The following is a 23,021-nucleotide window of genomic DNA, read 5'->3' on the forward strand; positions in this document are numbered from 1 at the left end:
ACTTTGGGGGTAAAAAAGTTATTTTTAGCAGTTGACAAAAAATAATTTATGTAGAATATAGTATTTATCAGGGTTCTGGCTATTATGATGGATAAAATAAACACTGCGATCGCCTACTATATCTCTGAAAACAGAACATATTTGCGGCATTTCTTTGCAGATTTAGTGAATACACAATAACTTTTTTGCTATCAGGTAGCATCGAAAAAGTAAATTTTAGATTAAAAAATACATACAAACATCAGTTTACAAACTGTAATAAAGACATTATCTTGGAAGCTGAATAAAAGTTTTTTCTATTGAAGTGAAAATACAAAAACTTCAGTAATTGTACTAGGAAATAAGAAACTGTAAGTCAAATTCAAGAATAGCATTGAAAAAAATCTATAGGATTCATATTTTATTTTTGAAAAAACTCAGTACACCTCTATCTCACTTTTTTCCTGTGACTCTGAAGCGCTAGCACTATTAAGGTAAGCAAGCACCCATAATACACATACTGAGATTTTTTAAAATAATTTAGGATTCCTTTAGCAATAAACTTCCTCGTCAATGTTTTTGTTGCTAATACCACATTGTGATATAAAAAAATGATTTTTGTCAGCTACGAACTACAGTTAGAGGTATTGTCACTTGTCATGAACACAATTGCCTCTCATTCAGTACTAGAGTTAGCAGGTACTGCTAGTTTTTTGATTTTGATTGTCACTCTTATCATCTCAGTACTTGTGCAGAGGTATGCAGAGCAAACAACTTGGAAAACAGCTTTAAAAGAAAGTGCAGAACGGGAAAAAGCCCTCAGCATGGCAATTCAGAGGATGCGACAAACATTAGATATCCCAAATATATTTGCGGCTACAACTTCTGAATTGCGGCAGGTAATTAATTGCGATCGCGTTGTTATTTATCGTTTCTGTTCTGATTGGAGTGGCGAGTTTTTGGCAGAGTCTGTGGGTGATGGATGGATTTCTGTACTGCAAAAACAAGAGCAAAATCCCCAACTGAAGGCAAATGTTATTACTAGCGATCGCTGTATTATGAGTAATCACAATCAGCAACCAGATAATTTACTCAGCGATACTATTTTACTCGAGGATACTTACCTACAAGCTACACAAGGAGGTATTTACAGCCAGGGAGCAATTTATCGTGTTGTTGAGGACATTTATAGTGCTGGCTTTGATACTTGTTACATTACACTTTTAGAGCAGTTACAGGCAAAATCCTATATTATTGTAGCGATTTACTCTAATAACAAATTATGGGGATTACTAGCAGCTTACCAAAATTCTGCCCCTCGTCAATGGAAAGAAGTAGAAATTAATATCACTGTACAAATAAGTCATCACTTAGGCGTTGCTTTAGAGCATGTTGAACTACTAGAACAAACACGCAAGAAATCAATAGAACTACAACAAGAAATTAGAGAACGGTTGCATACAGAAGCATTACTTCAGCTACAGAAACAGCAAGTGGAAGAAACTTTATCTGACCTCCAACAGCTACAAACTCAATTAATCCAGAATGAAAAAATGGCAGCATTGGGACAATTAGTAGCAGGTATTGCTCATGAAATTAATAATCCTATCGGCTTTATTTCCGGTAATCTTGCATACATTAATCAATATATAGTGGACTCACTAAAATTGATTCGAGCTTATCATGATGAATATCCAGATGCTAGCTCTAAAATCAGTGAAATTCTAGAATATTCAGACTTAGATGAGATGAACCAAGATCTGCAAAAAAGTATAGATGGAATGTCTAGGGGAACTGAGCGTATTGGACAGCTTGTATTGTGCCTTCGCAATTTTGCTCGGTTAGATGAAGCAGAAAGCAAACGTGTAGATATTCATGAAGGTATCGAAAATACTTTGATACTTTTAGAGCATCGTTTACAAGAAACACAGCAGCGTCCAGCTATCACCGTAGTTAAAAACTACAGTTTATTGCCGTTGATTGATTGTTATCCTAGTCAACTTAACCAAGTATTTATGAATGTAATACTAAACGCGATTGACGCCTTAGAGGAGAAAGTCAAAAATAATCAATCCCAATCAAATCAAAATCCTATGTTTGGATTTAATTATATAATCTTAATTGAAACTAAGTTTACTAATAAAAACTGGATAGAAATTCGTATTATCGATAATGGTATTGGTATAGATAAAAAGAATTTGACCAAGATTTTTGATCCATTTTTCACTACTAAACAAGTAGGTAAAGGCACAGGATTAGGCTTATCTATTGGCTACCAAATCATCACTCAACAGCATGGTGGAACGTTAACTTGTAATTCTGTACTAGGTGTAGGGTCACAATTTATTATTAATATTCCTATTCAACTAAAACATTAAGATCACTAATTTAAGTAGGTGGGCGTAAATAATTATCGTCGGGATAAGGCAGGAGACAGTGTTTCGGCTTACTTCGACTCCGCTCAGTAAGCATCGCTCAACAACCAGCTAGAATACAGGAAACAAGAGGGTATTTCTTCCAAAAGTGGATGATCGGGAGCATGGGAAGCAAGGGGAGCAATATAGCGCTTCCCATTCAAATGAAGTACAAAAATATATCACGCTGTGTAGGGGCATGGCAGTGCCATGCCCTTACCGATGTACCTCACGCTTGTCGAGAAATGCTATAATATTGATCTGTATCAATAATTTCGTAAAATAGTATAAGGCAAAATTCCATAATTTTCCTTTGAAAACCCAATCCTTATTCCCAAATCTATTTAATTTCTTGCATATTTTTGACAATTTTCGTCACGAGATTTCGAGGTGTAAATCTCACGATTTCGGCAAGAATTTTATTTTTCAGACCAGGAATGATCACAGTTTTACCTTCCATTAAAGCGCTATAGCCAATTTTGGCGACTTCTGCTGCACCCATCATCTTATTCCCCTTGACTTGCTTAGTACCTGCTGCTCCAGTTTTTTCGTGAAAGGCGGATTCTGTGGGACCGGGACAAAGAACTGTCACAGTTACACCGCTACCTTCTAATTCACTAGCAAGTGCTTGAGAAAATGACAGGATATAAGCTTTAGTAGCAAAATAAACTGCCATAAAAGGGCCTGGTTGAAATGCAGCCGCTGAGGAAACGTTCAATACTTTACCATTTCCTTGCTTCACCATATCCTTGAGGAATAATTTAGTTAAATTGGTGAGACATACCAAATTAACTTGTATCATTTCCAATTCGGTAGTGAGATTAGTTTCGTTGAATAATCCATAAATACCAAACCCAGCATTATTCACTAGCACATCAATCTTGATGGCTTCTTGTTGCAATTCTGTGAAAATTTCTTCAGGAGATGTTGGTATAGATAAATCTTTGACTATGGTTTTAACAAAAATACTAAATTCTTTTTGGAAGTTATCTGCAATTTCTAGCAGTTTTTGTTCCATTCTGTCTACTAATACAAGATTGTAATTATTAACGGCAAAAATACATGCTAACTGGTAGCCAATTCCACTAGCTGCTCCAGTAATCAGAGCAGTTTGTTGGCATTGACCTTTGTTTTTGATGTTCATATTAGAAAATTAGTGAATTCAACTTGAGGAATCTGTTCTACATTTATGGTAGTTCTCATACCAATTCAAATAATGTTGAAGTGACTGCAGCATTTAATTTGCATATTTCATTGTGTAGACCATTCACTGTTAACTGTCAACAAATAAAAATGATTGATTGTGTAATGAATAAGCGTTTTAGCTGACGACATTATAGATTGTCGTTAAGGGTAGGAAAACCAGACATTACAGTTTGTTAGAGAACTTGATAACTGTATCTTTGCCAACAGTTTTTTGTTCTATTTTCAGATAATGTTTTGCTCTTTCATTCAGCAGATGCAGTATTTCAGCCAGCATAGTTTGACTATAGTTTGATGATATTGAGATTGTTGTATCTATGAAAACAAACTAGGATTTCAATAGAGTTATCTCTTGACAATAAATAAATTACTTATAGCATTTCTCGACAAGCGTGAGGTACATCGGTAAGGGCATGGCAGTGCCATGCCCCTACACAGCGTGATATATTTTTGTACTTCATTTGAATGGGAAGCGCTATAGTATGGCAATCCGCTTTAAGTTTTGAAAAAATCTCAGTATTTGTAGGTAGGGCTATGCCTAGTGTGTTGACTCTGTGCCTTTTTAGCAATTAAAAAATCATGCAAAATATGTCTAGTCATTGCGAGCGGAGCGTTCGCAATGACACAAAAGTAGCGTGAACCAAAAACCGGGAAATTCCATCAAAGTCAACACCCTAGGCAGTGCCCACCCTACATGTATTTCAGAAATCAAATATGAGTCCTATATAAGAGCGGTACGCCCCTACCATCCTATCTGTCGCGTTATTTGTTCAAATTGGTATTACTTGCGTGGTACGCGAAGCGCGATAGGCAAATAAAATAGGCTTCGCCGTGAGCCTCAGCGTTCGACTGAGTAGCTGACTTGATTGCTGTTAGAAGCATTTAGCCTCTGGGAATCATAAACTTAACTAAAATTTTAGAAATAGTATAAAGTATGGAAATTTCAAATAGCAGTGTCAGCCTGACAACAAAACTTGAACTTCCAGGCTATTACATTACTGAGGAGCTGTATTCAGGTTCTCGAACGCAAGTGTATCGAGGCGTACAAGAGGCGAATCAATTACCCGTCGTCATCAAGCTTTTGAAACGGCAGTATCCTACGTTCAACGAACTGGTGCAATTCCGGAACCAGTATGCGATCGCTAAAAATTTGGACATTCCTAGCATCGTCAAACCATATAGCTTAGAACCATACCATAACGGTTATGCCTTGGTGATGGAGGACTTCGGCGGCATTTCCCTAAGAGAATTTACCAAAGGACAGCCACTAACCTTAGAGCAATTTCTCCGCATAGCCTTACAACTGACAGATACCCTCCACCAGCTACATCAAAAACAAGTAATTCACAAGGATATTAAGCCTGCCAATATCCTAATTCACCCTGATACTAAGCAGGTGAAGTTGATTGATTTTTCAATTTCGACTCTGCTATCTAAAGAAATCCCACAAATTCAGAGCTTCAACACCTTAGAAGGAACCTTAGCATACTTGTCGCCAGAGCAAACCGGGCGGATGAACCGGGGCGTTGACTACCGCAGTGATTTCTATTCACTGGGTGTGAGCTTTTTTGAGCTACTGACTGGACAACTTCCCTTCCAAACCCATGAGCCGATGGAGTTGGTGCATTGCCACATAGCGAAACAACCTCCTACAGTTATCAGTGAAGAAATTCCCCAAGTAATTTCAGATATTGTCATGAAGTTGATGGCAAAGAATGCTGAAGATCGCTATCAGAGTGGCTTGGGACTCAAGTATGATTTGCAGCTTTGTTGGGAACAACTACAGGAAACGGGTAAGATTGAGGATTTTGCGATCGCACAACGAGATATGAGCGATCGCTTTATTATCCCCGAAAAACTCTATGGTCGAGAACAGGAAGTTGAAGCACTACTAGAAGCATTTGAGCGGGTTGGTGATGGTGCATCCGAACTCATGCTAGTAGCAGGTTTCTCTGGAATCGGCAAAACAGCGGTAGTCAATGAAGTGCATAAGCCCATCGTCCGCTGTCGTGGCTACTTCATCAAAGGCAAATACGATCAGTTCCAGCGCAACATTCCCTTGAGTGCCTTTGTACAAGCATTTCGGGATTTGATGAGGCAACTACTGAGTGAAAATGATACTCAATTATCAGCCTGGATCACCAAAATTCTGGCAGCATTGGGTGAAAGCGGGCAGGTTTTAATCGAGGTGATTCCCGAATTAGAGCAGATTATTGGCAGACAACCACCAGTACCACAACTTTCTGGTAGTGCGGCACAAAATCGCTTTAATTTACTATTCCAGAAGTTTATTCAAGTTTTTAGCACGCCAGAACATCCCTTAGTCATCTTCATAGATGATTTGCAATGGGCAGATTCGGCTTCCTTAAAACTCATGCACTTGTTGATGAGTGAATCAAATAATGGTTATTTATTATTAGTTGGGGCATATAGAAATAATGAAGTTACACCTGCTCATCCGTTAATGTTTACATTAGATGAAATTCGTAAAACCCCAGTAAATATCAACACTATTAATCTACACAAACTCAGCTATTTAAAATTAAATCAATTAGTGGCTGATACTTTAGGGTGTTCAGAAGAATTGGCTTTTAGTCTTTCAAGACTAATATATCAGAAAACTGAAGGTAATCCATTTTTTGCCACCCAATTCCTGAAATCATTATATCAAAATGGTTTAATTAAAATAAATTTAGAAAAGCAATATTGGCAATGTGATATTACACAAATCAATCAAGAAGCCCTGACGGATAATATTGTGAAGTTCATGGCATTTCAATTACACAGGCTGCCACAATCAACTCAAAATATTTTGAAATTAGCTGCTTGTATTGGCAATCAGTTTGATTTGAAAACACTGGCGATAATTTCTGAAATGTCTGAGACAGAAACAGCAGCAGATTTGTGGAATGCTTTGCAAGAAGGTTTGATTTTGCCTCAAAGTGAAGTTTATAAGTTTTATCAGGAATCAGAAATCAGACTTCAGAAGTCAGGAGAATCGATCATTGCTGCTGACTCCTGTGCTTACAAATTCCTCCACGATCGCGTCCAACAAGCTGCCTATTCCTTGATTCCTGACGACCAAAAGCAAGCTACCCATCTCAAAATTGGGCAACTGTTGTTGCAGAAAGATCAGGGCGAAAAACTGTTCGATATCGTCAATCATCTCAATGTTGGGCAATCTCTGATTACGGAACCCTCTCAACGTCATAAACTTGCCCAATTGAATCTTGCCGCCGGACGCAAAGCTAGAGCAGCAACAGCTTACAGTGCCGCTCTAACCTATCTGAAGACGGGCATTGATTTGCTCCCAAGCGATCGCTGGCAACATCAATACAACCTCTCTCTGGCTCTCTATGAAGGGGCAATAGAAGCGGCTTACCTCAGCACCAATTTTGCACAGATGGAGGAGTTAGCAGCAACCGTGCTGACTCACGCCCATTCCTGGCTGGATCGGGTGACTACCTATGAGGCTAAGATTCAAGCTAGCATCGCCCAAAATCAACATCTAGAAGCTTTGCGGCAGGCGCGAGAAGTGCTAGAACAACTAGGAGTGTATCTGCCAGAGCAACCTACCCAGGTAGAAATTAAGCAGGGGCTTCAGCATACCCAAACACTTCTGGGCAAGCGATCGATTGAATCACTATTAGAGTTACCCGAAATGACCGCACTGGAGCCAAAAGCGGCAATGACGATCATATCCAGCATCTTGTCTGTTGCTTATCAAGTCGCTCCAAACCTGTTGCCCTTGCTCATCTTTGTTCAAGTCGATTTATCTGTGCAATACGGGAATGCAACGGAGTCCACCTATGGCTATGCCATGTATGGGTTGATGCAGGTTGCCATGTTAAAAGATATTGATGCGGGCTATCGCTTTGGGCAATTAGGGATGAACTTGTTGCAGCGCATGGATAACCCTAAGTTCGCGGCTAAAACCATTTTTGGCTTCAACACTTCCCTCCGACATTGGCGGGAACCAGTGAAAGACACACTAATCGGGTATCTGCAAGCTTATGCCAGTGGACTAGAAACGGGCGATCTTGAGTATGTTGCCCTCAGCCTCATGTGCCACAGCTACACTGCTTATTTCAGTGGACAGGAACTTGCTGCTCTCAAACAGATGATGGATGAACACCGCAAGGTGATCCAGCAATTCCGTCAGCATGGCTATTTTCGCATTCAAAGTATTTACTATCAAGCGGTACTCAATTTACTAGAACCTACCACTGAACCAGATCGGTTGTGTAGCAAAGACTATGATGAGGATGAGATGATTCAGCTGCATCTCCAAGCCAATCAATTGCTAGCGCTGTGTCAACTTTATTTCAATAAGCTGCTGCTTTCTTATCTGTTTCATCGGTATAAACAGGCGCTAGAAAATGCCCATTTGACGGCACAGTATTTGGAGGCTGCAGTCGGACTCATGCATGTTCCGCTCTTCTCCTTCTACGATGCGCTGCTGCGATTAGCGATTTATCCAACTGCCAGTCAGACAGAGCAAGTAGCTCTTCTCGATCAGGTTTGCGCCCATCACGAGAAACTTCAAGAGTGGGCATCTTATGCACCCAGCAACCAGGCTCACCGTTGTGCGCTAGTTGCGGCAGAACGGTGTCGAGTTCTAGGTGAAAAAGCTGAGGCAATAGATTTTTACGATCGCGCCATTTCTGGAGCCAAAGAACAAGGCTACATCCAAGAAGAAGCCCTGGCTAATGAACTAGCGGCCAGATTTTACCTCAACTGGAGCAAAGAACGCATAGCTGGGGAATATATAACCCAAGCCTATTATGGCTATGCTCGTTGGGGTGCAAAAGCCAAAGTAGCTGACTTGGAAAAACGCTATCCCCAACTCCTCGCCCCCATCCTTCAGCAAATCCGTTCTCCCTTCTCGACTCACGAAACTCTCTTCACATTGGAGAGTGTCACCTCCACAAGTTCCCCTACTTCTAGCAGTAGCAGCGTCTCTGTGGCTTTAGATTTAGCTGCCATTCTCAAAGCTTCTCAGAGCCTTTCTGGCGAAATCGAACTGGAAAAACTGCTCTCGGTGTTTCTGCATGTCGTCATTGAAAATGCGGGAGCCGATAAGTGCGTGTTCATGCTGTTGGAGTCAGGTAGTTTACTGATTCAGGCACTAGCAGAGCTTTCCCTGAGCAAAGTTGAGTTTTACCCGATGTTGCTCAATCCGCAGCCTGTGGAAGACTCTGTGGATGTGCCAGTTGGCTTAATTAATATCGTCAAACGTAGCTTAAAACCTGCTGTGATTATTGATGCTACAGTGCATCCGCAATTAATCAATGATCCCTATATTCAGCAGCAGCAGCCTAAGAGTATTCTGTGCAGTCCGATTTTGCATCAGGGTAAATTGCTTGGGGTGTTGTACCTAGAAAACAATTTGGCGACTGGGGTATTTACGAGAGATCGCGTCGAATTGCTCAACTTACTTTGCTCTCAAGCTGCGATCTCCCTGGAAAATGCCCGACTTTATCAAAATTCCCAAAACTATGCTCAACAGTTAGAACAATCCCTAGCGAAATTGCAGGCTAGTGAAATCCGCTTCCAAAATTTGGCAAATAATATTCCTGGTATGGTGTATCAATTCCGTTTGGGGGTAGATGGTTCAGCTTCCACACCCTACGTTAGCGCTGGCTGTTGGAATTTGTATGAGTTAGAACCAGAGTCGGTGATGGCAGGGAAACATAGCCTTTACGCCTTGCATCATCCTGATGATCACCCAGCTATTGCCCAAGCGATCGCCTACTCTGTCGAAAATCTAACCCCGTTTAAGCAAGAATGGCGTATTATCCTGCCTTCAGGAACCGTGAAATGGGTGCAATCTGCTGCTCGTCCCCAGCGACAAGCCGATGGCGCAACCCTATGGGATGGGGTGGTGATTGATATTAGCGATCGCAAACAAGTAGAACTTGCCTTGCAGCAAAAATCACAAGATTTACAACAAGCCCAATTACAAATGATCCAAAGTGAGAAAATGTCTGCATTGGGCAACCTAGTTGCTGGTGTCGCTCACGAAATGAATAATCCTTTGGGCTTTATTACTGCTAGCCTAAAACAAGCTAAACCTACCCTTGCAGATATTACCGAACACTTAAAGCTATATCAAGCAAGTCTACCCAACAAGAGCGAGGAAATTCTTGAACATGCCGCAGAAATCGACTTAGAATATAGCTTACAAGACTTGCCGCAGATGATAGATGCAATGGTGATGGCATCTGACAGGTTAAAAAATATTAGCACCAGTCTCCGCACTTTTTCCCGTGCTGATAAAGATTATAAAGTACCCTTTAATATCCACGAAGGTATTGATAGCACTATCCTAATCTTAAAACATCGTCTCAAGGCGAATGAGCAACGTCCAGCGATTGAAATTATCACAAATTATAATAATTTACCTCAAATTAAATGCTTTCCTGGTCAACTAAATCAGGTATTTATGAATATTCTGGCTAATGCCGTTGATGCCTTAGAAGAATCGAATCATGGACGGAGTTATTATGAGATCAAGGAAAATCCCAATCGCATTAAAATCACAACTTCAGTAGCAAATTCTCAAATAAAAATTGCTATTGCTGATAATGGTATTGGGATGAGTGAGTCAGTTAAACAGAAAATATTTGATCACTTATTTACTACTAAGAGTGTTGGCAAAGGTACCGGGTTAGGATTAGCGATCGCTCGGCAAATTGTTACAGAGAAACATGGAGGAGTGATTGAGGTCGATTCTACACCAGGCGAAGGTACTGAATTTGTGATCCAGTTACCGCTTTAGCACATAAGCACAGGAATAAAGCTGCGTGTCATATTTTTTCATATCTCTGCTTGCTGCGCGATCGCCTTGGAAGCACCACCTGATATCGACAACTCGCAACAAGAATATTTCTATATTGCCGATCCTCAACATAACCCTGGGCGATCACTGAAGTGGACAGGTGTTTATCTTGACTCTAGTGTTAAGCTCTGGATGGTTTCGGCAATTGTACCCGTTGATCAGGGCGATCGCTGAATTTAAGGCGGTTAATATTCATGAAGGCATTGATAGGTAGTGTTAGCTTAACGTACCCAAAGCTGGGGATGGTGCATTAAGGCTTGTGCCCAACACACCTTACAGATACTGAGATTTTTGCAAAAATCTCAGGTTTTTTAAAATTGATTGGTATATTTGGGAATTCTAAATTTATAACTTTCCAGGATTTAGTCGTATGATTAACGCCCTAGTGAAAATTCCCGGATATCAAGTCAGTGAAGAAATCTACAATGGTTCCAGAACCCTCGTTTATCGAGGGTATCGAGAGATTGACCAAAAACCAGTGGTTATCAAACTGCTGAAAAATTTTTATCCCAGTTTCTCGGAACTCTTGTCGTTCCGCAACCAGTATACCATCGCCAAAAACCTCAACTCACCTCTTATCATCCAAACCTACAGCCTGGAACCTTACCAAAATAGCTATGTGTTGGTGATGGAAGACTTTGGGGGAATTTCCTTAAAAGATTATTTCACCTCTGTAGAAGCGTTAAAAATAACATTTTTACAAGAGTTTTTAGAAATAGCGATCGCCTTATGTAATGCCTTAGATATACTCTACCGGAATTGCACTATTCATAAAGATATTAAACCCAGCAATATTTTAATTAACCCGGAAACAAAACAAGTTAAATTAATCGACTTTAGTATTGCATCTCTGCTACCACGAGAAACTCAAGAAATCCAAAATGCTAACACCCTAGAAGGGACTCTTGCCTATCTTTCACCAGAGCAAACTGGCAGGATGAACCGGGGTATTGACTACCGCAGTGACTTCTACTCATTAGGTGTCACCTTTTATGAACTACTCACAGGACAATTACCATTTATCTCCGATGATCCAATGGAATTGGTGCATTGTCATCTTGCCAAAACCCCTATACTCATACATTATATAATTCCGGAAATTCCCTTAATTCTAGCTGAAATCATCAGCAAATTAATGGCGAAAAATGCCGAGGATCGCTATCAAAGTGCATTAGGAATTAAGCATGATTTAATGATTTGTCTCCATCAATTACAAGCTACTGGAAATATTATATCTTTTAAATTAGGAGAGCGAGATATTAGCGATCGCTTCCTCATCCCTGAAAAATTATATGGTCGAGAACAGGAAGTCAAGGAACTCCTAGCAGCATTTGAGAGAGTATCCTCAGGGAACAGCGAAATGGTGTTAGTCGCTGGGTTTTCTGGCATTGGTAAAACTGCGGTGGTTAATGAGATTCACAAACCCATAGTCAAACAAAGAGGATATTTTATTAAAGGGAAATTTGACCAGTTTAATCGCAACATTCCTTTTTCAGCTTTTGTGCAAGCATTCCGAGATTTAATGGGGCAAATGTTAACAGAGAGCGATGCTAAAATCCAACTATGGAAAAGTAAGATTTTAGAGGCTGTGGGTGAGAATGGGCAGGTAATTGTTGAAGTTATACCCGAGTTAGAAAGAATTATCGGTACTCAAGAACCAGCACCGGAATTATCAGGAAGTGCCGCGCAAAATAGATTCAATTTGTTGTTCCAGAAATTCACTCAAGTCTTGACTACTAAAGAACATCCATTAGTAATATTTTTGGATGATTTGCAATGGGCTGATTCAGCATCTTTGAAATTAATGCAGCTATTAATGGCTGATACAGAGCATCTTTTTTTAATTGGTGCATACCGTGATAACGAAATATTTCCAGCCCATCCATTAATGTTGACTTTGAATGCTATCCAAAAAACAGCAGCAACTATTAATACGATTACTTTAGAACCACTGAGTCAATTTGAGGTAAATGAATTGGTTGCTGATACGCTCAAATATAAAGAAAGGTTGATATTAAATCTTTCTCAATTAGTATATCATAAAACTCAAGGCAATCCTTTTTTTACCACACAATTTCTCAAAGCATTGCATCAAGATGAACTCATTAAATTTGACTTTGAATTAGGATGTTGGCAATGTGATATAGCACAAGTGACCCAGCAAATGCTCACTTCAGATGTGGTGGAATTCATGGCATTGCAGTTACAAAAATTGCCAGAATCAACACAGGAGATTTTAAAATTAGCTGCTTGTATTGGCAATCAATTTGATTTAGCAACTTTGGCAATTGTTTCAGAAAAATCGGAAATTGCAACTGCTACCGATTTGTGGACAGCCTTGCAAGAAGGTTTGATTTTACCCCAAAGTGATATTTATAAATATTATCAGGGAGAAGATAAGCAGCAATTGCGGCTGGAAAATGATCCCAGTAAACTATTAGCCAAATATAAATTTCTACACGATCGCGTCCAACAAGCCGCTTATTTCCTAATTCCAGACGCACAAAAACAATCAACGCACTTAAAAATTGGTCAACTCCTACTAGGCAATGCCTCAGCCGCAGAACGGGAAGAGCAGATATTTGCCCTAGTCAACCAATTGAATATAGGACGCAGCTTAATTACCCAAGTAGCAGAACGAGAGCAACTATTACAATTGAATTTGACAGCGGCTCAAAAGGCTAAAATATCAACCGCTTATAGTGCAGCGACTCAGTATTTAGAAATCTGCATTGAACTTTTGCCAGAAGATAGTTGGCAGTCTCAGACTGACTTAACTCGGACAATATATGAATTAGCCACAGAAGTTGCTTATTTGGGTACAAATTACGAGCAAATGGAGCAACTAGCAGCGATATTTTTATCCCATACGGACAGCTTAATCGAGAAGATTCGGGTTTATGAAATCAAGATGTTGGGAGCGAAAGCTCAAGGGCAATTACAAGAATCGATTCAGATTGGGTTGCAATTGCTCAAGCTATTGGGGGTAGAGTTTCCAGAACAGCCAACGCCTGCGGATATTGGGCAAGCCTTGGAGCAAACCCTTGTAGCGTGGAAAAACTGTTCCATTCCTAGTTTGTTGGATTTACCAGTGATGACTGATCCAGTCACACTAGCGGCAATGCGAATCTTAACCCAAATGATTGCCCCTGCCTATCAATCAGCTCCAATTCTGATGCCATTGCTGATTTTTAAACAAATCAATTTATGTATTGCGAAGGGTAATTGTGAAATTTCTGCCTTTTCCTACGCCGACTATGGTTTAGTGCTTTGCGGTATCGTGGGCGATTTGGATGCGGGCTATCAGTTTGGGCAACTCGCACTGAATATCCTCTCTCGCTTCCAAGCAAAAACTTGCAAATGCCGCACCTACTTTATTGTGCATAGCTATATTAGCCATTGGAAAGAATCCCTCAGAAGCCGATTACCTTTCTTCCTTGAAGGATATCAAGTGGGTTTAGAAACCGGGGACTTAGAGAGTAGTTCCTTAAATGCCCAAACGTATTGTGCTAGTGCCTACTTTGCAGGTTATGAACTACCAACTTTGGCAGCCGAGATGGAAATCTATCGGCAGGGAATTTTGCAGCTTAAACAGGAAATAGCGCTCAATTATCAAGGGATCTATTATCAAACCGTTTTGAACTTGCTTGGAGCGTCTACAGAACCGTGGCACTTAGATGGGGAGGTTTACGCTGAAACACAAACATTGCCAACCCTCCAACAATCACATAATCGTACTGCCCTCTATTACTTGTACTACAACAAAACAGTTATCTCCTATTTGTTTGGGGAATATCAGCGCGCAGCAGATTACACTACTTTAGTCGATTACTATGCCGACAGCATTGTGGGGATGTTTGCCATCCCGCTGTTCTGTTTCTACAGTTCTTTGCTCGATCTGAAGTTGTATTCATCAATAACTGAGACTGAGCAGGCTAAGTTGCTGGAGAAAGTAGCAGTCAATCAAGAGAAACTAAAGCGATGGGCAAATCATGCACCGATGAATCATTTACACAAATTTTCTTTAGTGGAGGCAGAACGGCATCGAGTTTTAGGGGAAAAAATTGAGGCAATTGAGATGTACGATCGCGCTATTGCTCTTGCCAAAGCCAACGAATACATCCAAGAAGAAGCCTTAGCTAACGAACTGGCTGCTCAATTTTACCTCGATTGGGGTAAACAGAAGGTGGCTGCAGGCTATATGCAAGAAGCCTACTATTGCTATGCCCATTGGGGAGCGAAAGCCAAAACTGACGACTTAGAAAAACGCTATCCCCAACTACTCCAACCCATCCTGCAACAGCAACCCATCAACCTCAGAAACGACGAAACGATCGCCTTTCGGGCAACTTCCTCATTCACTCGCACGAATAGCACTAGTATTTCCGATGCTCTAGATTTTACCTCCATCCTGAAAGCTGCTCAAGCTATTTCCAGCAGCATCGAATTAGACGAAATAATTGCCAATCTCACCCAAATTATCCTGGAAAATTCCGGTGCAAAAAAAGCTATCCTCATTCTCCCCCAAAAAGGTAATTGGCAAGTCCGCGCAATTATCAGTATCAATTATCAACCAAATTCCCCAGATCAAACACAAACTATTCTTGCTCAACAATCGCTAGATACTTATCAAGATATCCCTATAAAAATTATCAATTATGTCAAGAATACAAAAGAAACAGTTGTTATAGATAATTGCCAAACTGACATCCCTGGGATAATTGGGGAATATATGGTAGAGCATCAACCAAAGAGTGTATTATGCACACCAATTATTAATCAAAGGCATTTGGTGGGTATTTTATATTTGGAAAATCAGATCACAAGTGGGGTATTTACTAACGAACGTCTACAAGTTATCAATCTACTTTCTTCTCAAGCTGCAATTTCCCTAGAAAATGCCAGACTTTATCAAAAATCTCAACAAGCATTACAGGATTTACAACAAGCTCAATTGCAAATCGTCCAAAGTGAGAAAATGTCGGTATTAGGTAATTTGGTTGCTGGAGTTGCTCACGAAATGAATAATCCTTTGGGTTTTATTTACGCTAGTCTCAAGCAAGCTAAACCTACTATTGCTGATATTGTTAAACACCTGAAAATATATCAAGAAAGTTTACCCAATAAAAGTGAAGAAATTCTTCAACACGCCGAAGAAATTGATTTAGATTATAGCTTAGAAGACTTGCCAAAAATGCTTGACTCCATGACAATGGCTTGTGACAGACTAAACAATATCAGCACCAGTCTTCGTACTTTCTCCCGTGCTGATAAAGATTACAAAGTTCCGTTTAATATCCATGAAGGTATTGATAGCACAATTTTAATTCTCAAACATCGCCTCAAAGCTAACGAACAACGTCCAGCGATTGAAGTTATTAGTAACTATAGTAATTTACCTGAAATTGAATGCTTTCCTGGCCAATTAAATCAAGTATTTATGAATATTCTGGCGAATGCTATTGATGCTTTGGAAGAATCAAATTATGGGAGTAGTTTTGAAGAAATTCAGGCAAATCCAAACAAAATTATTATTACAACTTCAGTCGAATATAACCAAGTTAAAATATCAATCGCTGATAATGGAAAGGGAATGAGTGAAGAGGTAAAATCAAAGATATTTAACCATTTATTTACTACGAAAGCTGTCGGGAAAGGGACGGGGTTAGGGTTGGCGATCGCTCGGCAAATTATTGTAGAAAAACATGGTGGTTCCCTGTCTGTCAATTCGACTCTGGGTCAAGGAACAGAATTCACCATCCTGTTACCCGTGAACGGATCAGCTGACTAAAAAAATCGGGCGACCTGACAGCAGAAACCAGGTAATAGTGGAGATGTGAGTTCATCCTCAGCTAGCAACGTTCCTACTAACCTGAGTAGCCCCGCATCCCGTCGGTAGACCTCAATCTGCTGGAGTCGCCAGTTGACAATCCAATATTCCAGGACTCCCTTGAGGGAATAACAGTTAACAAAACAACAACTTTGATTACTGTTAACTGTTAACTGTTAACTGATTTGCTGTCGCCTTCAATGCGAAAATCTTTTCAATCACATCCTCTACTACCTTATCTGGCGTAGAAGCACCCGAAGTAACACCTACGATAATTTTGCCATCTGGTAGCCAATTTTGGGCGATCGCCAACTCCCCATCTAACTGACGATGTTCAATGGCTTGTGCTGATTTGATCCGCTCTACGCAATCAATGTGATAAGAAGGTATTCCCCGTTGAATGGGGATTTCTTGCAAATGTGTAGTATTCGATGAATTAAACCCACCAATTACTACCATCAAATCTAACTTTTCTTCCACTAACTCAAACATCGCATCTTGACGTTCTTGAGTAGCGTCACAGATAGTGTTAAAACTTTGAAAATGCTGATTTAATTCATCGGGGCCATATTTCCGCATCATGGTACGCTCAAACAATTTACCAATCTGCTCGGTTTCTCCCTTGAGCATGGTGGTTTGATTAGCAATACCAACTCGCTCTAAATCGCGATCGGGATCGAATCCGGCTGAATAAGCTTTAGCAAATTTTGCAATGAATTCTTCTCGGTTGCCGCCATTGAGAATATAGTTAGAAACGTACTCTGCTTCTTCTAAGTTCAGGACAATTAAATATTTACCAGCAAAGGAACTTGTGGCTACAGTTTCTTCGTGTTTATATTTACCGTGAATAATTGAGGTATAGTCGATTTTTTTATGCTTTTCTACAGTGTTCCAAACTTTCGACACCCAAGGGCAAGTTGTATCGACGATTTTGCAACCTTTATCATGCAATAACTGCATTTCTTGCACACTTGCACCAAAGGCTGGGAGGATAACTACGTCAGCACTTTCTACTACAGAAAAGTCTTTAATCTTACCATCGTCAGGGATAAATTCTACTTGCATTTCCCGCAAGCGTTGATTAACAGCGGGATTGTGAATAATCTCATTAGTAATCCAGATGCGATCGCTAGGGAAGTGTTGACGGGTTTCATAGGCCATAGCCACCGCACGTTCTACACCCCAACAAAACCCAAAAGCTTGGGCTAGTCGAATTGTGACATCACCCTGTTGTAATACGTAATTGCGATCGCGGATTTCCTGAATCAAGTTACTCTGATACTCAGACTGTAACTGGGTCGCCACTTCTGCTTGATGCCCAAACCCCTTGCGATTATAGTTGTCGGAATGTTGTAGAGTACGCTTAAAGGCTTTTGTATCCATTACTTTATTTTTTTAAGTCTGCTTTTTCTGATTGTCTCGCGCCAAGACACAATTTAGTTAGGCAGATTGGGATAATGGCAAAAAAATATAAAAAACCGCTTTTGACAGTTATTCAGTTTACAAGTGTCTTCATTTCAGACTTCAGACTTCAGACTTCAGACTTCAGCTTTGTGCTAGTGTAAATCTGCAAAGCAGTACGCCAGACTATATAGCCTTGAGGACTTAGGTGTAAACCATCAGTAGTGAGTTTACGGTGAAGATTTCCTTGCTGGTTAATAAATAAAGGATATAAATCTAAATATTTGACACCTTCTTTGGTGGCTATAGCTTGTAGTTGCTGATTCAACTGACGAATCCGACTATTGGGAATAGCCAGCAGTTTCTCTCGTCCCTCCCAAGTTGCTTCTTCTCCCCCATGAGGCAAAATTGACTGGATAATGATTTGCGCTTTTGGATGAGCTTTTCGCAGATAACTCATAATTTGACGCTGATTATCGAGAATGATCTCATCACTCACGCCTTGGATCACGTCATTAATACCAACCATCACCAAAATCACTTCTGGCTGAGTGCGGTCAAATAGCTCTAATCTTTTCAAGAGTCCATAGCTAGTTTCGCCAGAAATTCCCTGATTTAGCCAATTTCTGCCTTCAGGTAATAACTCAGGCGGAAACCACAGACTCAAAGAATCTCCCGCCAATATGGTTAGATGCTCAGGATGTTTATCAACAGCGACTTGAGCTTCTTTTTTGAGAATGTCTACCCACTGCTGATAATTGAGTGTGTGACGTTCGCCTAACTCTGGTTTGACAGCTTTGGTTTCACTGACTGGAGTCGGGGAAACAGCACTCAATCTCTGTTGTTGCCAAATTAGCAGGATAACCCCCAACATCAATAGGCCGTTGGTTATCAGCGAAAAAAATGCCCAGATAGGAAAAGTTTTTGCAGAAGTAGACACGATTGGGGATTGCACTTCGACTCCTTTCGACTTCGCTCAAGGCAAGCCGCTCAGTGAACAGGGATTGGGGATTGGTATTGGGTATTGAGGATTGGGTATTGAAGATTGAGGAAATTTTTCATTAATTTCTAGTCCCCAGTCTCCATTCCCCAGTCCCCAGTGCCTAACTAAGAAATATTAACGCCATCGCCGAACTCGGAGTTATAACCTTCTTCTCCATGTTCATTGATATCCAAACCTTGCAATTCAGTTTCCTCGTTGACTCGCAGACCAATGGTAGCAGCAATAATCTTGAGAATGATCCAAGTACCAACTGCAGCGATCGCATAAGCAACTAAGATTGCGACTAGTTCGATCCCCAGTTCACCAAAGTTACCGCGTAGCACGCCGTCTTTACCTGCGGCGTTGATTTCCGTGGTTGCAAAGATGGCTGTTAAAATTGCTCCCACCGTACCACCAACACCATGTACAGGAAATGTATCTAAAGCATCGTCTACTTGCAGCTTGTGCTTGAAACTGACGGCATAGAAGCAAACGAAGGCGGTGATAAACCCAATGAAAATTGCTGATAGAGGGGTGACAAATCCTGCGCCTGGGGTGACGCCCACCAAGCCAGCAACGGCTCCTGTGGCTGCTCCTACAGCGGTTGGTTTACCACGTAAAACTCCTTCTAAAATTAGCCACATTAGAGCGGCTGCGGCTGCGGCTGTGTTGGTGTTGACGAAGGCTGTGGTTGCCACATTTGTGACTAAGTTACCCGAAGTTCCACTAGCAACTGATAGGGCGCTACCAGCATTAAAGCCGAACCAGCCAAACCACAATAAGCCAGCACCTAGCAAAATGAAAGGAACGTTGTGTGGTGGACTTAGCCTGTCAGGATGGGTTTTTCGCGGGCCGAGGACGATCGCGGCTACAAGTGCAGAAACACCCGAACTAATGTGAACTACTGTGCCACCAGCAAAGTCCAGGGCACCCAAACCGCCGTATAAACCCAAAAATCCACCTTTTGCCCATACCATATGAGCTAGGGGAGTGTAGATAAAGGTTGACCACAGCAGCACAAACAAAGCATAGGCGCGGAAGCTCATCCGTTCAGCGATCGCCCCAGAAATTAAGGCTGGGGTGATAATAGCAAACATGGCTTGATAGATCATGAATGCTTGGTGAGGAATCGTCCCGGCATATGACGTGACATCAGCATATTTCGGGTCTGCTGCTTTGAGTGCATCCTCATAAGGTAAATGAGGTAAATAGCCCTGAGTTTGTAAACCTATGTTGCCAAACACCCATTTAACCCCGCCGATAATCGGGTTCCCTGGTGCAAAAGAAAGGCTATAGCCCCATAAAATCCAGGTAACTCCCACGATCGCCATTAATACAAAGCTCATCATCAATGTGTTGAGGACGTTGCGCGATCGTACAAATCCTCCATAGAAAAAAGCTAATCCTGGTGTCATCAACAAGACGAGTGCTGATGCTATCAGCATAAATGCAGTATCCCCAGTATCAGCAGCAGGTGGAGCGGCTGCGGGTGCTTGGGCTAAAGCATCACCCACTAGCGGTCCTCCTAGCAGCAATAGGGTCATCACCCCAATCATTACGACTTTGTTCAACACTTGTTTTGTCCCTAAGCACCAATATTTTTGTATCACCCAATACATTTGATTACTTTTTTATATTCCTTTTTGTCATGAAAGTTACTTAAATTCAGTTTTTTCCGAAATTTTAACAAAAATATATCCCTTTCAATACGTAGAAAGTTTTGGATATACAGTGTAGCTATGCAATTTTTGCATATTTTGCTTTGCTTAAAAAACTTTGTTGACCCGCTATATAATTCTCTAATTATAAGTAATTAATATGACAAATAAAATAGAGTGACAATGCCCAGCGAAAACCTTATCTGATGGGCATTGCCCACCCTGCATGTACTGTAAAATTATCTAATTATGGGTAATTAATATGACAAACAAAGTCATTCGATTAGCGAAGTACTGGCTAAAGAAATGTATCTTCGCCTGAGATATGCAACAGATTTTTTACATCCTGGGTGCGTACATGATAATTAAAACACTCATTAAAGCTAAACAGGCTCCAATCAGGTCATAGCTGTCTGGAGTTACCCCGTCTATCTTCCATCCCCAAAGCATGGCCATGACAATAAATACACCACCATAAGCGGCGTAAACTCTACCGAAATTCGCAGTTTGGAGAGTAGCGATCGCCCCATAAAGAATTAAAGCAATTGCACCTAATATTCCCCATCCTATAGACCTACCTTCACGCAACCATAGCCAGATTAAGTAGCCACCGCCAATCTCAAAAAAACCAGCCAGTATAAAATAAAGCCAGGACTTAATCATCAAAGCAATTTGTGAATTTGTAATTTATGAACTACCCATATTAATCATTTGCTAAATTTGAATCTTGCATTAAAAAACCCGCCACCTGGACATCAAAACAAAAGCCACAGGCAGGGGTTTTTATCAGTAACAAAATCAAACAACTCAAAATTTACAGCATATTTGGTAAATCGCCACGAGATGATCCGCCATGAGAGCTATCTTCTTCAGGAAATCCCCCTGAACCAGCTTCTTTAAGAAATCCACTGTAAGCTTCCATACCATGTTCGCCGATATCTAAGCCTTCCAGTTCTTCTTCTCGAGTGACTCTGATTCCTAAAGTCGCTTTTAGTCCCAGCCAAAAGATACTACTCAGGAGAACGGTGATTCCACCTACAGCTAGAATGCCAACTATTTGTGGAATTAGGGTACCAAAGCCACCACCCAAGAATAAGCCGTGTGGCCCTACTGGCTTACCTGCCAAGTCAACCATCCAAGGATATTTACCAGGGCCAACCGAGAATAGACCCACTGCTAATGTCCCCCAAACACCACAAACTAGGTGAACTGAGGTAGCCCCTACTGGGTCATCAATGCCGAGTTTATCAAAGAAGGGAACAGAGAAAACTACCAAAATTCCCGCAATCAAACCAATGATGATCGAACTACCGATGCTGACATAGGCACAAGATGCCGTAATGCCAACCAAGCCAGCTAAGATACCGTTGATAATCATTGACAGGTCTGGCTTACCCAAGTACAACCAAGCTACAACTGTAGCCGCAATCCCACCAACAGCACCAGCCATGTTAGTTGTTAAAGCAATATGACTGATTGCATTGGGATCAGCAGCCATTACGGAACCAGGATTGAACCCAAACCAACCCAACCAGAGAATTAAGCACCCCAAGGTTGCAATACTCATATTGTGACCAGGTATGGCTGCAATCTGCTTATCCTGGTATTTACCAATGCGAGGGCCGAGAAATGCAGCACCCATCAAAGCAGCCCAACCACCAACTGAGTGAACTACTGTGGAACCCGCAAAATCCCAGAATCCCATATCTGCTAGCCAACCAGCACCCCAAATCCAGTGTCCGGTAATGGGGTAGGCAATACCAACAAGCAAGAGGCTGAAGATCAGGAAGTCGATGAACTTAATTCTTTCAGCTACTGCGCCAGAAACAATTGTTGCGGCTGTTCCTGCAAATACCAATTGGAATAGAAACTTGGCTGATAGAGGAATGCCTGTCCAATTAAGGGCGCTAAAAACACCTTTGTAAGCTTCTCCAGTTGCCGGACTGTTATCTGTGGGTAGGAAAAACCCACTCAGTCCAATAAAGTCGTTGCCATCGCCAAACATTAACCCAAAACCGATCGCCCAAAAAGCTACTGTAGAGAGGGCAAATACAATTAAGTTTTTGGCAAGAACGTTGACAGCATTTTTCTGGCGACAGAAGCCGGTTTCTAACATACAAAAACCAGCATTCATGAAAAACACTAAAAAGGCAGCGATCGCTACCCACAGTGTGTCAATAGCAATCTTTAGTTCTGCTGTTGTTGGGCCTGTAGCAGGTGCTTGGGCTAATGCTGTGTAACCCCATCCCAAGACAATCAAACAAGCTAAAGGTAGGCAAGCTTGCCAGCTGGGAGAAAGCCGCTTAATTGCTAAAGTTAATCGCTTGACTTTGGAGTTAAATTGTGAAATTTGGAAGTATCTTTTTGCTGTATTACGCCTAATTTTTGGTTTTAATTTCTGTTTGTGCATGAGTTTGAACATCTAACTATAAACCATTCTGAATTGGATGAAAACCTAAGCAGAAAAAATCAATGCCTGAACTTTAATCAAGTAGTTGTTGAATCAGTAAACAGTTAACATTTATCACGGTTTCAGTCTGGGATTTGACCCCCGACTGTAGCAAGATACTGTAGGTTAACTTACCCATAATTAGCAGTGGAGAACTCTAGAGGGCAAAAGCTTGCAGCAGTTCTTGTACTGATCACTGTTGATACTTGTCATTCAGGTAATTTATTCACAAACCAAAAACTCAAATTACCTAAGTAGGAGTTT

General features: G+C 40.9%; 10 protein-coding genes and 1 pseudogene. 4 read left to right on the forward strand and 7 right to left on the reverse strand.

What is annotated here, in order from left to right:
- Window positions 1-590 precede the first annotated feature (590 nt).
- Window positions 591-2,357: an ATP-binding protein gene (locus tag CAL7507_RS15850; protein ID WP_015129490.1), complete on the forward strand. Its 1,767-nt coding sequence runs from the start codon at window positions 591-593 to the stop codon at window positions 2,355-2,357.
- Between the two features lie 376 nt (window positions 2,358-2,733).
- Here the strand turns inward: CAL7507_RS15850 and CAL7507_RS15855 are convergent, their stop codons facing one another.
- Window positions 2,734-3,537: an SDR family oxidoreductase gene (locus CAL7507_RS15855; RefSeq protein ID WP_015129491.1), complete on the reverse strand. Its 804-nt coding sequence runs from the start codon at window positions 3,535-3,537 to the stop codon at window positions 2,734-2,736.
- 993 nt (window positions 3,538-4,530) lie between these two features.
- Between CAL7507_RS15855 and CAL7507_RS15860 the strand changes: the two genes are divergently transcribed.
- The 3 genes from CAL7507_RS15860 (at window position 4,531) to CAL7507_RS15865 (ending at window position 16,228) form a co-directional block, all read left to right on the forward strand.
- Entirely contained in the window at window positions 4,531-10,377 is a 5,847-nt protein-coding gene (locus CAL7507_RS15860; RefSeq protein ID WP_015129492.1) for an ATP-binding sensor histidine kinase, read from the forward strand.
- Between the two features lie 66 nt (window positions 10,378-10,443).
- Window positions 10,444-10,611 (forward strand): hypothetical protein, encoded by a 168-nt coding sequence (locus tag CAL7507_RS32385; protein WP_160166339.1) that lies wholly within the window; start codon window positions 10,444-10,446, stop codon window positions 10,609-10,611.
- A gap of 196 nt (window positions 10,612-10,807) precedes the next feature.
- On the forward strand, window positions 10,808-16,228 hold the full coding sequence (locus CAL7507_RS15865) for an ATP-binding sensor histidine kinase (RefSeq protein ID WP_015129493.1): 5,421 nt from the start codon (window positions 10,808-10,810) through the stop codon (window positions 16,226-16,228).
- Here the strand turns inward: CAL7507_RS15865 and CAL7507_RS30875 are convergent.
- The 6 genes and pseudogenes from CAL7507_RS30875 to CAL7507_RS15890 form a co-directional block, all read right to left on the reverse strand.
- A pseudogene (locus tag CAL7507_RS30875) lies at window positions 16,225-16,398 on the reverse strand (Uma2 family endonuclease); the annotation flags it as partial. The gene CAL7507_RS15865 and the pseudogene CAL7507_RS30875 sit on opposite strands and share 4 nt — an antisense overlap.
- 31 nt (window positions 16,399-16,429) lie before the next feature.
- The gene (locus CAL7507_RS15870; protein ID WP_015129494.1) at window positions 16,430-17,650 is read right to left on the reverse strand and encodes a 4-hydroxy-3-methylbut-2-enyl diphosphate reductase; all 1,221 of its coding nucleotides are present in this window, start codon (window positions 17,648-17,650) and stop codon (window positions 16,430-16,432) included.
- Window positions 17,651-17,798: 148 nt separating this feature from the next.
- The gene (locus CAL7507_RS15875) at window positions 17,799-18,608 is read right to left on the reverse strand and encodes an SGNH/GDSL hydrolase family protein (RefSeq protein WP_042342206.1); all 810 of its coding nucleotides are present in this window, start codon (window positions 18,606-18,608) and stop codon (window positions 17,799-17,801) included.
- Between the two features lie 167 nt (window positions 18,609-18,775).
- Window positions 18,776-20,206 carry an ammonium transporter gene (locus CAL7507_RS15880; protein WP_369750942.1) on the reverse strand — a complete coding sequence of 477 codons (1,431 nt, stop codon included), beginning with the start codon at window positions 20,204-20,206 and terminating at the stop codon, window positions 18,776-18,778.
- A gap of 441 nt (window positions 20,207-20,647) precedes the next feature.
- Window positions 20,648-20,971 (reverse strand): YnfA family protein, encoded by a 324-nt coding sequence (locus CAL7507_RS15885; protein WP_015129497.1) that lies wholly within the window; start codon window positions 20,969-20,971, stop codon window positions 20,648-20,650.
- Window positions 20,972-21,122: 151 nt separating this feature from the next.
- Window positions 21,123-22,718 (reverse strand): ammonium transporter, encoded by a 1,596-nt coding sequence (locus tag CAL7507_RS15890; protein WP_015129498.1) that lies wholly within the window; start codon window positions 22,716-22,718, stop codon window positions 21,123-21,125.
- Between the last annotated feature and the right edge of the window lie 303 nt (window positions 22,719-23,021).

This window comes from Calothrix sp. PCC 7507, from assembly GCF_000316575.1.
Taxonomy (GTDB): Bacteria; Cyanobacteriota; Cyanobacteriia; order Cyanobacteriales; family Nostocaceae; genus Fortiea.

Coding starts and splice junctions, on each gene's coding strand:
- CAL7507_RS15850 (WP_015129490.1), top strand. CDS start 591: ATGATTTTTGTCAGCTACGAACTACAGTTAGAGGTATTGTCACTTGTC.
- CAL7507_RS15855 (WP_015129491.1), bottom strand. CDS start 3,537: ATGAACATCAAAAACAAAGGTCAATGCCAACAAACTGCTCTGATTACT.
- CAL7507_RS15860 (WP_015129492.1), top strand. CDS start 4,531: ATGGAAATTTCAAATAGCAGTGTCAGCCTGACAACAAAACTTGAACTT.
- CAL7507_RS15865 (WP_015129493.1), top strand. CDS start 10,808: ATGATTAACGCCCTAGTGAAAATTCCCGGATATCAAGTCAGTGAAGAA.
- CAL7507_RS15870 (WP_015129494.1), bottom strand. CDS start 17,650: ATGGATACAAAAGCCTTTAAGCGTACTCTACAACATTCCGACAACTAT.
- CAL7507_RS15880 (WP_369750942.1), bottom strand. CDS start 20,206: ATGATTGGGGTGATGACCCTATTGCTGCTAGGAGGACCGCTAGTGGGT.
- CAL7507_RS15885 (WP_015129497.1), bottom strand. CDS start 20,971: ATGATTAAGTCCTGGCTTTATTTTATACTGGCTGGTTTTTTTGAGATT.
- CAL7507_RS15890 (WP_015129498.1), bottom strand. CDS start 22,718: ATGCACAAACAGAAATTAAAACCAAAAATTAGGCGTAATACAGCAAAA.